Here is a 13,361-nt window from a genome sequence, read left to right on the forward strand (position 1 = left end):
CACGATGGTCATGCGCGCGTCCAGTTCCTTCGGCACCTTGCAGTAATATTCGACGGGCTGAAGCGTCTCGGGGTCGCGGTAAAGGCCGATGAAGCCCACGCGCGCCGCCGGGATCAGTTCGAGGATGCCGTCGAGCAGCCCGTTCCCGGCCCGCAGGATCGAGATAAGGGCAAGTTTCTTGCCCTCCAGCAGCGGGGCGTCCATCGGCATCAGGGGCGTCTCGATGCTGGTCGTCGTCATCTCCAGCTCGCGCGTCACCTCATAGGCCAGCAACAGGCTGATCTCGCGCAGGAGGCGGCGAAAGCTGGCGGTCGAGGTGGTCTTGTCGCGCATCAGGGTCAGCTTGTGCTGCACCAGCGGGTGGTCAACGATGGTCAGATGGGGCGGGTTCATATTGTCAGCTCCTGTTTCAGGCGGTCACGGGTGGCCGCGTCGCAAAAGGCTGCTTCGACGGCCCAGATGTTCATCTGGCGGAATTCGCTTTCCGCCCAACCGAAGGTTTCCGCAAGCATCTCGTACTCGCGACCCAGCGTCGTACGGAAAAAAGGCGGATCATCGGTCGAGACGGTGACGCGCACCCCGGCATCGGCGAGCCGCGCGATCGGATGGCTTTTCCAGTCGCGGACCACACCCAGCGCGACGTTCGAGCCGGGGCAGACCTCCAGCGTCACGCCCTGCTCGGCAAGGTCGCGGAGAAGGGCCGGATCCTCGGCGGCGCGGATGCCGTGGCCGATCCGGGTGACGCCCAGATCCAGCGCCGCGCGGACCGAGGCCGGGCCGCACCATTCGCCGGCATGGGCGGTCAGGCCCAACCCGGCCTCGCGCGCGCAATCGAAGGCCCAGGCGAAATCCCCGGCCTCGCCCACGTCCTCGGCCCCGGCAAGGCCAAGGCCCGCGACCCATCCGCCAGCGGTTTCAGCGGCACAAAGCGCCGTCTTCCGGGCGCGGTCCGGGCCCAGATGGCGGATGCAGGTGGCGACCGCGCGGCTTTCGACGCCGCTGAGGGCATAGGCCCGCGCCACCTCCTCCATCGCGGCGACATGGTCGCGCCATGCGCCAAGATCGCCCCGGCCGCAGAACTCGGGCGAGACGAAAAGCTCGACATAGATCGCGCCCTGCTCGCCGCATTCCGACAGCACGGCCGAAAGCAGGCGGGCATAGTCCGAGGGGCCGGAGAGTATCCCCGTCGCCGCCTCGTAGACGCGCAGGAAATCGCGGAAATCGCGATAGGCATATCCTCCACGCTCATCGAAAAGGCCCGAAAGATCCTCGCGCTTTTCCGAGGCGAGGCCACGGATGAAGGCGGGCGGCGCGGCGCCTTCCAGATGCAGGTGAAGCTCGACCTTCTTGAGGGATTTCATAGAAACGACCTTCCCGGCCCGACGGCGGGCAATCCAAGATGCGCCGCGATCGAGGCGCCGATATCGCTGAAGCCCACCTCTCCGATCGCGCGCGGACCATAGCCCCAGCCAAGGACCGGCACGCGCTCCCTCGTGTGGTCGGTGCCGGTCCAGCTTGGGTCATTGCCATGGTCAGCGGTGAAGATCGCCAGATCCCCCGGACGCAGGCGGGCAATCATCTGCCCGGCGATGCCGTCGAACCATTCCAGCGCCCCGGCATAGCCCGCGATGTCGCGGCGATGGCCGTAAAGGCTGTCGAACTCGACGAAATTGGCAAAGGTCAGGCTGCCCGGCTCGGCCTCCTCCGCCAGCCGCAGCAGATGCGCGCCCAGATCGGCGTCGGATTTGCCCTTGTGGAGCGCGCCGATCCCGCGATGCGAGAAGATGTCGCCGATCTTGCCGACGGCATGGGTCGCCCTGCCCTCCTCCTGCGCGGCGTCGAGGATGGTGCGGCCGGGCGGTGCAATGGCGTAGTCGCGCCGGTTGGGCGTGCGGGTGAAATTGCCGGGGCTGCCGGTGAAGGGGCGCGCGATGACGCGGCCCACGCGCATCGGATGGACCATCTTCGCCGCCGCCTCGCACAGGCGATAGAGCCGGTCGAGGCCGAAGCTTTCCTCATGCGCGGCAATCTGGAACACGCTGTCGGCCGAGGTGTAGCAGATTGGCCAGCCGGTCCGCAGATGCTCCTCGCCCAGTCGGGCGATGATCTCGGTCCCCGAGGCATGTTCGTCGCCGAGGATCCCCTCGGTCCCCGCCGCCGCGGCGACGCCGGCCGAAAGCTCGGGCGGGAAGCTTGGGCGGGTATTCGGGAAATAGTGCCATTCCCACGGCACCGGCACGCCCGCGATCTCCCAATGGCCGGAAGGGGTGTCCTTGCCGGGCGAGGTCTCCGTCGCCGCGCCCCAAAGGCCCTGTGGCTCGGCCCCGAGGCCGGGCGCATCCTCGCCGCTGGAGAGCCGGATCGCGGCCCCCAGCCCCAGCGCGTCGAGGTTCGGCATGTGCAGAGGCCGCGCCTGCGCGATATGAGCCAGCGTGTTCGCCCCGGTATCGGGTCGCCCGGCATTGAAATAGCCGGCGGCATCGGGGGCACCGCCGATCCCTGCGGAATCCATCACCACCAGAAAGGCGCGCCTCTGGGTCGGGTCGATCATTCGGGCAGCACCTCGCTTCGAATCAGGGGGCCGGGTTCGGGGCCGTCGCCCATCAGATAGGCGGCCCCGACGGTCGCGACCGCCGCCTCGGCCGCCGCATCGCTTGCGGCATGGACGAAACCCAGCGGCCGGTCCGGGCCCGCCTCTTCGCCGATGCGGAGAAGTTCCGCAAGGCCCACGCGGGAGTCGATCCGGTCACTGGCATGAAGGCGGCCGCCGCCAAGGGCCACGACGGCATGACCCAGCGCCTCGACATCAATCGCGGCGACGCGGCCCCGCGCGGGAATGGGACGGATCACCGGCGCGGGCGGCAAATGGGCATCGGGCCGTTCGAGAAGATCGGCGGGGCCGCCTTGCGCCACGACCATGCGGGCGAAACGCTCGGCCGCGCGGCCCGAGGCCAGCGCCTCGGCCGCGCCCTGCCCCCCGACCATCGCAAGGCAGACGGCCGAAAGACCGACCGAGAGTTCCGCCAGCGCACCGTCGCCACCCCGAAGGACGGCGATGGCTTCGCGCAATTCCAATGCGTTACCGGCCGCACGGGCAAGCGGCTGGTCCATGTCGGTGATGCAGGCGCGGGCGCGGCAACCGGCGCCATTCGCCGTCTCGACCAGCGCGCGCGCCAGTTCCCGCGCGGCCCGGTCCGAGCGCAGGAACGCCCCGCTGCCCTGCTTCACGTCCAGGACCAGCGCATCGAGGCCCGCCGCCAGCTTCTTCGACAGGATCGAGGCAGTGATGAGGTCGATCGACCCCACCGTCGCGCTTTCATCCCTGACCGCGTAAAGCCGCGCATCCGCGGGCGCGAGGTCGCGTCCCGCCGCCACGATGGCGCAGCCGGTCGCCCCGACGACGCTGCGGAACTCGGCCTCGGGCAGCGTGGTGCGGAAGCCCGGAATAGCCTCGAGCTTGTCGAGCGTGCCGCCGGTATGGCCAAGCCCCCGGCCCGAGATCATCGGGACATAGGCCCCGCAGGCGGCAAGGACGGGCGCAAGGATCAGGCTGACCGTATCGCCGATGCCGCCGGTCGAATGCTTGTCGACGACCGGGCCGGGCAGATCCCAGCGCAGAACCCTGCCCGAATCCCGCATGGCGCGGGTCAGGGCGACGCGGCCCTCTGCCCCCAGCCCGGAGAGCAGCGCCGCCATGGCGAAGGCCCCGGCCTGCGCATCGCTGACCCAGCCCTCGGCCAAGCCGCGCGCGATCAGGGCCGCGCCCTCCTCATCCAGCCCGCGCCCGTCGCGGACCGCCGCAATCACCGGACGCGGATCGGCTGGATTCATTCGAGGCCCGACATGTGAGAGATGTCGAACCGCCCCGGCAGCAACTCGCCAATGGTGGTCGCCAGCGTCCTGCCCGCCGTGGTGGCCAGCAGGACCGGGGTGTCGGGCCGCCCGAACTCGGCCAGCTTCTGCCGGCAGCCGCCGCAGGGCGGCACCGGGCTGGGGCTGTCGGCGATCACGGCAACCTCGGTCAGCTCGGTCTCGCCGCTGGCCACCATCAGGGCGATGGCCCCGGCCTCGGCGCAGGTGCCCTCGGGATAGGCGACGTTCTCGACATTGCAGCCTTGGTAGATCGCGCCCGAGGCACCGCGAACCGCCGCGCCGACCTTGAACCGGGAATAGGGCGCATAGGCCCGTTCCCGCACCTCGCGCGCCGCATCCAGAAGCGTCATGGCCCACCTTTCACATCGCCGTCATCCCCGCCTTCATCATTGCGCCCGGCCCCATGGTGATGCAAGTCCGACACGAAGCGGGCAGGCCCCCTGTTCGTCGGCCGGAAAATAGTTTAACGCTGAACCATCTTGAGAGGAGGTCGCGTCATGGAAGAACGCAGGCAGGATAGCGCAAGGCAGGCCGCGCTGGATTATCACGAGTTTCCCCGCCCCGGCAAACTTGAGGTGCGCGCCACCAAACCCCTTGCCAATGGCCGCGACCTGAGCCGGGCCTATTCGCCCGGCGTGGCCGAAGCCTGCCTCGAGATCAAGGCCGACCCGACCACCGCGGCGCGTTATACCGCGCGCGGCAACCTCGTCGCCGTCGTCTCGAACGGGACAGCCGTTCTGGGCCTTGGCAATATCGGCGCGCTGGCCTCGAAGCCGGTGATGGAGGGCAAGGCCGTCCTTTTCAAGAAATTCGCCAATATCGACTGTTTCGACATCGAGCTGGACCAGCCCGACCCGGAAAAGCTGGCCGAGATCGTCTGCGCGCTGGAGCCGAGCTTTGGTGCCATCAACCTCGAGGACATCAAGGCCCCCGACTGCTTCATCGTCGAGAAGCTCTGCCGTGAGCGGATGAACATTCCGGTCTTCCACGACGACCAGCACGGCACCGCCATCGTGGTCGGCGCCGCCGCGACCAACGCGCTGCGCATCGCCGGCAAGAAGTTCGACGAGATCAAGGTGGTCTCGACCGGCGGGGGCGCCGCCGGCATCGCCTGTCTCAACATGCTGCTGAAGCTGGGCGTGAAGCGCGAGAACGTCTGGCTCTGCGACATCGCCGGCCTCGTCCATGAGGGCCGGGAAGAGCAGATGACGCCGCAGAAGGCCGAATATGCCCAGAAAAGCGACCTTCGCACGCTGGATGACGTGATCGGCGGGGCGGACCTGTTCCTCGGCCTCTCGGGCCCCGGCGTGCTGACGCCCGAGATGGTCGCGAAAATGGCCCCGCGCCCGATCGTCTTTGCCCTGGCGAACCCGACGCCCGAGATCCTGCCCGAGGACGTGCGCAGCGTCGCGCCCGATGCGATCATCGCCACCGGCCGCTCGGACTATCCGAACCAGGTGAACAACGTCCTTTGCTTCCCCTTCATCTTCCGGGGCGCGCTGGATGTGGGCGCGACCACGATCAATGACGAGATGCAGCTTGCCTGCATCGAGGGGATCGCGGCCCTGGCCCGCGCCACCACCAGCGCCGAGGCGGCGATGGCCTATCGCGGCGAGACGCTGACCTTCGGCCCGGAATACCTGATCCCGAAGCCCTTCGATCCGCGCCTGATCGGCGTCGTCTCGACCGCCGTGGCCAAGGCCGCGATGGAAACCGGCGTCGCCACCCGCCCGCTTGATGACATCGACCTCTACAAGCGCAAGCTCGACGGGTCGGTCTTCCGCTCGGCCATGATCATGCGCCCGGTCTTCGAGGCGGCGGCGACGGTCAAGCGGCGCATCGTCTTTGCCGAGGGCGAGGACGAACGCGTGCTGCGTGCGGCGAACGCCATGCTTGAGGAAACGACCGATGTTCCGATCCTGATCGGCCGCCCCGAGGTGATCGAGGTCCGGGCCGAGCGCGCCGGCCTGCCGATCCGCCCCGGCCGCGACTTCGAGATCGTGAACCCCGAGAACGACCCCCGCTATCGCGACTACTGGGGCACCTATCACGAGTTGATGGCGCGCCGCGGCGTGACGCCCGAGGTCGCGCGCGCGATCATGCGCACCAACACCACCGCCATCGGCGCCGTGATGGTCCACCGGGCCGAGGCCGACAGCCTGATCTGCGGCACTTTCGGCCAGTTCAGCTGGCACCTGAACTATATCAGCCAGGTCCTTGCCCGCGACGGTCTGCGCCCGCATGGCGCGCTGTCGCTGATGATCCTGGAGGACGGGCCGCTTTTCATCGCCGACACGCAGGTCCATCACGTCCCGACCCCGCAGCAGATCGCGGAAAGCGCCATCGGCGCGGCGCGGCATGTGCGGCGCTTCGGCCTCGCGCCCAAGATCGCGCTGTGCTGCCATTCGCAATTCGGCAATCTCGACACCGATTCCGGTCGCCGGATGCGCGAGGCGCTGGAGATCCTCCATGCCCGCGAGGTCGATTTCATGTTCGACGGCGAGATGCATGTCGACGCGGCGCTGGACCCGACCGTGCGCGAACGCCTGATGCCGCATTCGCGGCTCGAAGGCGCGGCGAATATCCTGATCTTCGCCGGGACCGATGCGGCCTCGGGCGTCAGGAACGCGCTCAAGATGAAGGCGAACGGGCTGGAGGTCGGGCCGATCCTGATGGGCATGGGCAACCGCGCGCATATCGTCACCCCCTCGGTCACGACGCGCGGCCTGCTGAACATGAGCGTCCTTGCCGGAACGCCTGTCGGCCATTACGGCTGAAAAACCGGGTCCGGCATGGTTGCCGGGCCCTTCTTCGCAGATTTCCCGCCGCTGCTAACGCGAACATTCTTGCCGCGCGCGAAATGGCGGTCCTAACTCTCCCCATGTTCGATGGGGAGAGAGAGAACGGGATGGGATATCAAGAAGTTTACGAGGCCTGCCGGGCCGATCCCGAGCAATTCTGGATGCAGGCCGCCGAGGCGCTCGACTGGTATCGCAAGCCCTCGAAGGCGCTTTTCGACGAGAAGGCGCCGATCTACGAATGGTTCTCGGACGGGTTGATCAATACCTGCTGGAACGCGGTCGACCGCCATGTCCTCGCGGGGCGCGGCGATCAGGTCGCGATCATCCATGAAAGCCCCATCACCCTTACCACCAAGGGCATCACCTACCGCCAGTTACAGGAGCGCGTCGCCTCGCTGGCCGGGGCGCTGAGGATGCGGGGCGTGGAAAAGGGCGACCGCGTCATCATCTACATGCCGATGATCCCCGAAGCGATCGAGGCGATGTTGGCCTGCGCCCGGTTGGGCGCGATCCATTCGGTGGTCTTTGGCGGCTTTGCCGCGAACGAACTGGCGGTCAGGATCGACGATTGCCAGCCCAAGGCGATCATCGCGGCCTCCTGCGGCCTCGAGCCGGGCCGCATCGTGCATTACAAACCGCTGCTGGACGGCGCGATCGAGATCGCGAGCCACAAGCCGGAATTCTGCGTCATCTTCCAGCGCGAGCAAGAGGCGGCGAAGCTGGTCGAGGGCCGCGATTTCGCCTGGCACGGTTTCCAATACGGGGTGAAGCCCGCCGAATGCGTCCCGGTTGAGGGGAACCATCCGGCCTATATCCTCTATACCTCCGGCACCACCGGCCAGCCAAAGGGGGTGGTGCGCCACACCGCCGGCCATCTGGTCGCGCTGCAATGGTCGATGAAGAACATCTACAATATCGAGGCCGGCGATCGGTTCTGGACCGCCTCGGACGTGGGCTGGGTCGTGGGGCACAGCTATATCTGCTATGGCCCGCTGCTGGCCGGGGCGACCACCGTGGTCTTCGAAGGAAAGCCCGTCGGCACGCCCCATCCCGGCGTTTTCTGGCGCACCATCCAGAACCACCGGATCAAGAGCTTCTTCACCGCGCCGACCGCGCTGCGCGCGATCCGGCGCGAGGACCCGGACGGGGAATGGATCCGCCGCTACAAGTTGCATGAGTTGCAGGCCCTGTTTCTTGCCGGCGAGCGTGCCGATCCCGAGACGGTCCGCTGGGCGCAGGAGCATCTGGGCGTGCCGGTGGTCGATCACTGGTGGCAGACCGAGACGGGCTGGGCCATCGCCGCGAACCCGATCGGGATCGAGACCCTGCCGACCAAGCTGGGCAGCCCCACCGTGCCGATGCCGGGCTATGACCTTCAGGTTCTGGATGCGGAGGGCGAGCCGGTGCCCCCCGGCACGCTGGGCGCGCTGGCGATCCGGCTGCCGCTGCCGCCCGGAACCCTGCCGACGCTGTGGAATGCCGAGGACCGCTTCCGCAAGAGCTACCTGTCCCGCTTTCCGGGCTATTATGAGACCGGCGATGCCGGGATCATCGACGAGGACGGCTATCTGCATGTCATGGCCCGCACCGATGACGTGATCAATGTCGCGGGTCACCGCCTGTCCACCGGGGCGATCGAGGAGGTGCTGGCCGCCCATCCCGCCGTCGCCGAGTGCGCGGTGATCGGGGTCGCGGATGCGCTGCGCGGTCAGGTGCCGCTGGGTCTTCTCTGCCTCAAGAGCGGCAACACGGCCTCGCAGGAGCAGGTGGTGGCCGAGGCGGTCAAGCTGGTGCGGGACCGGATCGGCCCGGTCGCGGCCTTCAAGCTGGCCTGCGTGGTCGATCGCCTGCCGAAAACACGCTCGGGCAAGATTCTGCGCGCGACCATGACGAAGATCGCCGATGGCGAGGCGTATAAGGTTCCCGCGACCATCGACGATCCCGATACGCTGGACGGGATCCGCAAGGCGCTGCGGGGGCTTGGTTTTCCGGGTGGTTCGCAGGCTGGTTGAGGGGGCTTGCCCGAAAGGTGGGCGCGGCGCCCCTGACAGGCGCCGCGATTGGGTATTTGGGAAACGGTGAAAGCCGGCGCGCGCCTAGTCGATCCGGGCGCCGAGGCCCTGCATCAGCGGCAGGAAGTCCGGGAAGGAGGTGGCGATCGGGCTGCCGTCATCGACGCTGATCGGCTGGTCCGAGGCCAGACCGGCGACGAGGAAGGACATGGCGATGCGGTGGTCGAGATGGGTCTTCGCGCAGGCCCCGCCGCAGAGGCCCCCGGTGCCGTGGACGGTCATCATGTCCTCGGTATCCTCGACGCTGGCGCCGTTTGCCCTGAGGCCGACCGCCATCGCCTCGATCCGGTCGCTTTCCTTGACGCGCAATTCATGGACGCCCTGCATGATCGTGCTGCCCTGGGCAAAGGCGGCGATGACCGCGAGGATCGGGAATTCGTCGATCATGCTGGCCGCGCGCTCGGCGGGGACGGTCACGCCCCTGAGCGGGCCATGGCGCACGACCAGATCGGCGACCGGCTCGCCCCCCTCCTCGCGCTCGTTCTCGAAGGTGATGTCGGCGCCCATTTCCAGCAGCGTGATGTAGAGCCCGTCGCGGGTCGGGTTGCGGCTGACGCCGGGGACGCGGATTTCCGAGCCGGGGACGATCAGCGCCGCGGCGACGGGAAAGGCAGCGCTGGACGGGTCGCGCGGCACGGCGATCGGCTGCGGGATTAGTTCCGGGCGGCCCTTGAGGGTGATGACCCGGCCCTCTTCGGTCACTTCGGTGGTGACGGTCGCGCCAAAGCCGGTCAGCATCCGTTCGGTATGGTCGCGGGTCGGTTCGGATTCGATCACCACCGTCTCGCCCGGCGCGTTCAGCCCGGCCAGCAACACGGCGGATTTGATCTGCGCGCTGGCCACGGGGGTCTTGTAGCGGACCGGCACCGGCTCGACCGCGCCCTTGATGGTGACGGGCAGGCGCTTCCCCTCGCGCGCGGTGACCTCGGCGCCAAAAAGCTCCAGCGGGTCGGTGATGCGGCCCATCGGGCGGCGGCTGAGGCTGGCATCGCCGGTGAAGGTCGCCGTGATCGGCGTCGTCGCCATCGCGCCCATGATGAGGCGGACGCCGGTGCCGGAATTGCCGCAGTCGATCACGCCCTCCGGCTCGGCAAAGCCGCCGACGCCGACGCCGTTGACCTTCCATTCGCCGGTCCCCAGACGTTCGACCTGTGCCCCGAAGGCCTGCATGGCCTTGGCGGTGTCGAGCACGTCCTGCCCTTCCAGAAGGCCGGTGATATGCGTCTCGCCGACCGAGAGCGCGCCGAGGATCAGGGCGCGGTGGCTGATCGACTTGTCGCCCGGGATCCGCGCCTCGCCCGAAAGCGGGCCGGAGCGGTGGGCGGTCATCGGACGCGGTTCGGCGGAATGTGACATGAGAGGCCCTCTTGGTGGTCGGCCCCGGTGATAGCGGTCACGCGCGCGGCTTGCAATCAGCCGCGATCCCCTCAGCCCTTGCGGCGGAAGGTGACGTAATGCGGCACCCGCCCTTCGCGCAGCGCCTTCTGCTCATAGCGGGTGCTGAGCCAGTCGTCCCAGGGCTGCGGCCCCTCGGCCACCAGATCGAAACCGGCGGGCGGCACCTCCTCGAGGGTCTGGCGGACATAGTCGGGAATGTCGGTCGCCACGCGGAACTCGGCGCCCGGTTTCATCACGCGGGCGAGCGGGATCAGATGCTCGGGCGTGACGAAGCGGCGGCGGTGATGGCGCGATTTCGGCCAGGGATCGGGATAGTTCAGGAAGGCCTTGCTGACCGAGGCATCGGGAAACACATCCATCAGGTCGCGGGCATCGCCCGGATGGACGCTGACATTCTCGACCCCCGCCGCGCGGATCTTGCCGAGCAGCATGGCGACGCCGTTGATGAAGGGCTCGCAGCCGATGATGCCGATTTCGGGATAGGTCGCGGCCATATGGACCATATGCTCGCCCCCGCCGAAGCCGATCTCCAGCCAGATCGGGCGGTCGTCGCCAAAGATCGTGGCGGGATCGACCAGCTTGCGCTCGGGGTTGTCGGCCTGGGTGATGCCGCGCGGACGCAGGCTGCCCAGATCCTCGGAAAGGTAGCCTTTCTGGCTCTGGCGCAGGGTCTTGCCGTGACGGCGGCCGTAGAAATTGCGGCGCGGCGGGTTGGGATCGAATTCGCTCATGCCGCGCGCATAGAAAGCGCGCGGCAGAAGGTCAAGTCATTCCGCGGCGAGACGCGAGATGATCACCGTCACCTCGGGCTTCTTGCCGATCTCCTCCATCGAGGCCTGACGGGTGATCTTGCGGATCGCCTCCTCCAGCCGGTCGTCGTTCATCACGGTGCGGTCATCCGCGCGTTCAAGGAACTCGGCCAGTTCGGATTCGATATTGTCCGACAGCGGCACGCCGCCGCGGCCGCGCTCGGGCAGGCCGGAAAGCTCGACCCAGGCATCGGGCAAGGGGTTGTCATCCTCGTCGATGATGACGGAGACCATGGCGTGACCGTTCAGCGCCATGCGGATACGGTCGCGGACCACGCCGTCCATCGCACCGATCAGGGTATGGCCGTCGAGATAGAGGCGGCCGGTGTCGATCTGGTCGACCACACGCGGCACCGGGCCGGTGACATCGACCATCGTGCCGTTGGTCGCGACGATCGAGGCGATGCCGCGCGCTGCCGCCAGTTTCGCATGTTCGCGCAGATGCATATGCTCGCCATGCATCGGGATCACGATCTGCGGCTTCAGCAGGTCATGCACGGCCTCGATATCCGGGCGGTTGGCATGGCCCGAGACGTGATAGGTGCCATCCTCGGCGTCATAGAGGTCGACGCCCATCTCGCTCAGCTGGTTCTGGATGCGGATCACGCCGCGCTCATTGCCGGGGATGGTGCGCGAACTGAAGAGGAAGCTGTCCCCCTCCTTCAGCTCGATCCCCAGATAGCGGCCCCGCGACAGTTGCGCGCTGGCGGCGCGACGCTCGCCCTGGCTACCGGTAACGATCAGCATGACCTTTTCGCGCGGCAGGTCCGAGGCTTCCTCGGGGCTGATCACCGGCGGGAAGCGGTCGAGGATGCCGGTCTCGATCCCGACCGTGACCATGCGGCGCATGGCCCGGCCCAGCAGGCAGATCTTGCGGCCCGCAGCCACCCCGGCCTCGGCCAGCGTCCTGAGCCGCGCGATGTTGCTGGCGAAGGTGGTGGCCACGACCATCTCGCGCTGCGACATGACGAAATCTAGGATCGGGTTCGCCAGCAACGCCTCGGACCGGCCGGGATGGGGCGAGAAGATATTGGTGGAATCGCAGGTCAGAAGCTTGACGCCATCCCCTTCCTTGGCGATCTCGTGCCAGAGGATCGGGTCGAAGGGCTCGCCCACGACCGGGGTTCCGTCCAGCTTGAAGTCGCCGGTATGGACGATCCGCCCGGCCGGCGTGTCGATGATCAGCGCCGAGCTTTCGGGGATCGAGTGGCTGACCGGGACGAACTGCACCTGGAACGGCCCCGCGTTCACGACCTCGGGACGGGGGGCGTGGATGTGGATCTGATCGACTGGCTGGCCCATCTCCTCCATCTTCAGCCGCGCGATGGCGCCGGTGAAGCGGCGACAATGGATCGGCTTCTGGATCCGGCCCCAGAGCAGGCCGAGCGCGCCGACATGGTCCTCATGCGCATGGGTGATGAAGATCGCGTCGATCCGGTCGCGGTTCTCCTCGAGCCAGGCGACATCGGCCATGATCAGGTCGATCCCCGGCGAGCTTTCCATGTCCCCGAAGGTCACGCCCAGATCGATGACGATCAGGCGTTCGCGCCCCGGCTCACCATAGCCGTAGACATAGGCGTTCATGCCGATTTCGCCCGCGCCGCCCAGCGGCAGATATATCAGGCGCTCAGCCATGTGCCATCTCCTTGTTGAAATCATGGATCAGGCGCAGACCATGCATCGTCAGGTCATCCTCGATCGCGTCGAAAAGATCAAACCCCTGATCGAACAGGGGCGCAAGCCCGCCTGTCGCGATCACCTTCATCGAACGGGCGCGTTCCTGCCGGATCTTCTCGACGATACCCTGAACAAGGCCGATATAGCCCCAGAAGATCCCCGATTGCAGACAGGCAACGGTATTGGTTCCGATGACCTTGGCAGGCATCGTCACGTCGACATGCGGAAGGCTTGCCGCGCCCATATGCAACGCCTCGAGCGACAGGTTCACGCCCGGAGAGATCACGCCCCCCACATAGGCGCCGTCCGTATCCACCACGTCGAAGGTGGTGGCGGTGCCGAAATCGACGACGATCAGGTCGGGACCGTGGCGGTCGAAGGCGCCGACGGTGTTCACCAGCCGGTCGGGACCGACGGTCGTGCCCTGATCGACGCGGGGCGGGATCGGCAGCAGGCAGTCGGGCTTGCCGACGACCAGCGGGCGGGTGTCGAAATAGCGGTTGCAGAGCACGCGCAGGTTAAAGACCACGCGCGGCGCTGTCGCGCTGATGATGCAGTCGGTGATGTCCAGCTCGAACTTCTGGACCGACATCAGCGTCGAGAGCCAGACAAAATATTCATCCGCCGTGCGGCGATGATCGGTCGAGATCCGCCACATCGCGAGGAAACGCTCGCCGTTCCAGACCGAGAAGACGGTATTCGTGTTGCCGGTGTCGATGCAGAGCAGCATC

At 67.4% G+C, this 13,361-nt stretch carries 11 protein-coding genes; 2 read left to right on the forward strand and 9 right to left on the reverse strand.

Annotated features, from left to right (window positions below; translation table 11 throughout):
- From upp to VNQ78_RS15360, 5 genes are all read right to left on the reverse strand, one after another.
- Positions 1 to 393: uracil phosphoribosyltransferase (gene upp / locus VNQ78_RS15340; RefSeq protein ID WP_325691307.1), on the reverse strand; the 393-nt coding region annotated here is incomplete at its 3' end.
- Positions 390 to 1,361 carry an adenosine deaminase gene (locus tag VNQ78_RS15345; RefSeq protein ID WP_325691309.1) on the reverse strand — a complete coding sequence of 324 codons (972 nt, stop codon included), beginning with the start codon at positions 1,359 to 1,361 and terminating at the stop codon, positions 390 to 392. The genes VNQ78_RS15345 and upp, both read right to left, overlap by 4 nt.
- Positions 1,358 to 2,551, reverse strand: coding sequence for a phosphopentomutase (locus VNQ78_RS15350; protein WP_325691311.1), 1,194 nt, complete (start codon positions 2,549 to 2,551; stop codon positions 1,358 to 1,360). Before VNQ78_RS15350 ends, VNQ78_RS15345 begins: the two co-directional genes overlap by 4 nt.
- Positions 2,548 to 3,831 (reverse strand): thymidine phosphorylase, encoded by a 1,284-nt coding sequence (locus VNQ78_RS15355; protein WP_325691313.1) that lies wholly within the window; start codon positions 3,829 to 3,831, stop codon positions 2,548 to 2,550. The genes VNQ78_RS15350 and VNQ78_RS15355 overlap by 4 nt, the downstream gene beginning before the upstream one ends.
- Positions 3,828 to 4,223 carry a cytidine deaminase gene (locus tag VNQ78_RS15360; protein ID WP_325691315.1) on the reverse strand — a complete coding sequence of 132 codons (396 nt, stop codon included), beginning with the start codon at positions 4,221 to 4,223 and terminating at the stop codon, positions 3,828 to 3,830. Before VNQ78_RS15360 ends, VNQ78_RS15355 begins: the two co-directional genes overlap by 4 nt.
- Positions 4,224 to 4,370: 147 nt before the next feature.
- Between VNQ78_RS15360 and VNQ78_RS15365 the strand changes: the two genes are divergently transcribed.
- Both VNQ78_RS15365 and VNQ78_RS15370 read left to right on the forward strand, forming a co-directional pair.
- Entirely contained in the window at positions 4,371 to 6,650 is a 2,280-nt protein-coding gene (locus tag VNQ78_RS15365) for an NADP-dependent malic enzyme (RefSeq protein WP_325691317.1), read from the forward strand.
- A 131-nt stretch (positions 6,651 to 6,781) separates the two neighbouring features.
- Positions 6,782 to 8,686: a propionyl-CoA synthetase gene (locus VNQ78_RS15370; RefSeq protein ID WP_325691319.1), complete on the forward strand. Its 1,905-nt coding sequence runs from the start codon at positions 6,782 to 6,784 to the stop codon at positions 8,684 to 8,686.
- A gap of 84 nt (positions 8,687 to 8,770) precedes the next feature.
- On the opposite strand, the gene aroA is transcribed toward VNQ78_RS15370, so the two are convergent.
- From aroA to VNQ78_RS15390, 4 genes are all read right to left on the reverse strand, one after another.
- Positions 8,771 to 10,102, reverse strand: a complete 1,332-nt coding sequence (gene aroA / locus VNQ78_RS15375) for a 3-phosphoshikimate 1-carboxyvinyltransferase (RefSeq protein ID WP_325691321.1) — start codon at positions 10,100 to 10,102, stop codon at positions 8,771 to 8,773.
- A gap of 71 nt (positions 10,103 to 10,173) precedes the next feature.
- The gene (gene trmB / locus VNQ78_RS15380; RefSeq protein ID WP_325691323.1) at positions 10,174 to 10,875 is read right to left on the reverse strand and encodes a tRNA (guanosine(46)-N7)-methyltransferase TrmB; all 702 of its coding nucleotides are present in this window, start codon (positions 10,873 to 10,875) and stop codon (positions 10,174 to 10,176) included.
- A gap of 36 nt (positions 10,876 to 10,911) precedes the next feature.
- On the reverse strand, positions 10,912 to 12,588 hold the full coding sequence (locus VNQ78_RS15385) for a ribonuclease J (RefSeq protein ID WP_325691325.1): 1,677 nt from the start codon (positions 12,586 to 12,588) through the stop codon (positions 10,912 to 10,914).
- Positions 12,581 to 13,360, reverse strand: a complete 780-nt coding sequence (locus VNQ78_RS15390; RefSeq protein WP_325691327.1) for a type III pantothenate kinase — start codon at positions 13,358 to 13,360, stop codon at positions 12,581 to 12,583. Before VNQ78_RS15390 ends, VNQ78_RS15385 begins: the two co-directional genes overlap by 8 nt.
- Position 13,361 lies beyond the last annotated feature (1 nt).

The organism is Paracoccus sp. (in: a-proteobacteria) (assembly GCF_035556475.1).
In the GTDB taxonomy this organism is placed as follows: domain Bacteria; phylum Pseudomonadota; class Alphaproteobacteria; order Rhodobacterales; family Rhodobacteraceae; genus Paracoccus.

Bases quoted from the DNA above. Each gene is read 5' to 3' on its own strand.
- VNQ78_RS15370 (WP_325691319.1), top strand. From the start codon at position 6,782: ATGGGATATCAAGAAGTTTACGAGGCCTGCCGGGCCGATCCCGAGCAA.
- VNQ78_RS15355 (WP_325691313.1), bottom strand. From the start codon at position 3,831: ATGAATCCAGCCGATCCGCGTCCGGTGATTGCGGCGGTCCGCGACGGG.
- VNQ78_RS15360 (WP_325691315.1), bottom strand. From the start codon at position 4,223: ATGACGCTTCTGGATGCGGCGCGCGAGGTGCGGGAACGGGCCTATGCG.
- aroA (WP_325691321.1), bottom strand. From the start codon at position 10,102: ATGTCACATTCCGCCGAACCGCGTCCGATGACCGCCCACCGCTCCGGC.
- VNQ78_RS15365 (WP_325691317.1), top strand. From the start codon at position 4,371: ATGGAAGAACGCAGGCAGGATAGCGCAAGGCAGGCCGCGCTGGATTAT.
- trmB (WP_325691323.1), bottom strand. From the start codon at position 10,875: ATGAGCGAATTCGATCCCAACCCGCCGCGCCGCAATTTCTACGGCCGC.
- VNQ78_RS15345 (WP_325691309.1), bottom strand. From the start codon at position 1,361: ATGAAATCCCTCAAGAAGGTCGAGCTTCACCTGCATCTGGAAGGCGCC.
- VNQ78_RS15390 (WP_325691327.1), bottom strand. From the start codon at position 13,360: ATGCTGCTCTGCATCGACACCGGCAACACGAATACCGTCTTCTCGGTC.
- VNQ78_RS15385 (WP_325691325.1), bottom strand. From the start codon at position 12,588: ATGGCTGAGCGCCTGATATATCTGCCGCTGGGCGGCGCGGGCGAAATC.
- VNQ78_RS15350 (WP_325691311.1), bottom strand. From the start codon at position 2,551: ATGATCGACCCGACCCAGAGGCGCGCCTTTCTGGTGGTGATGGATTCC.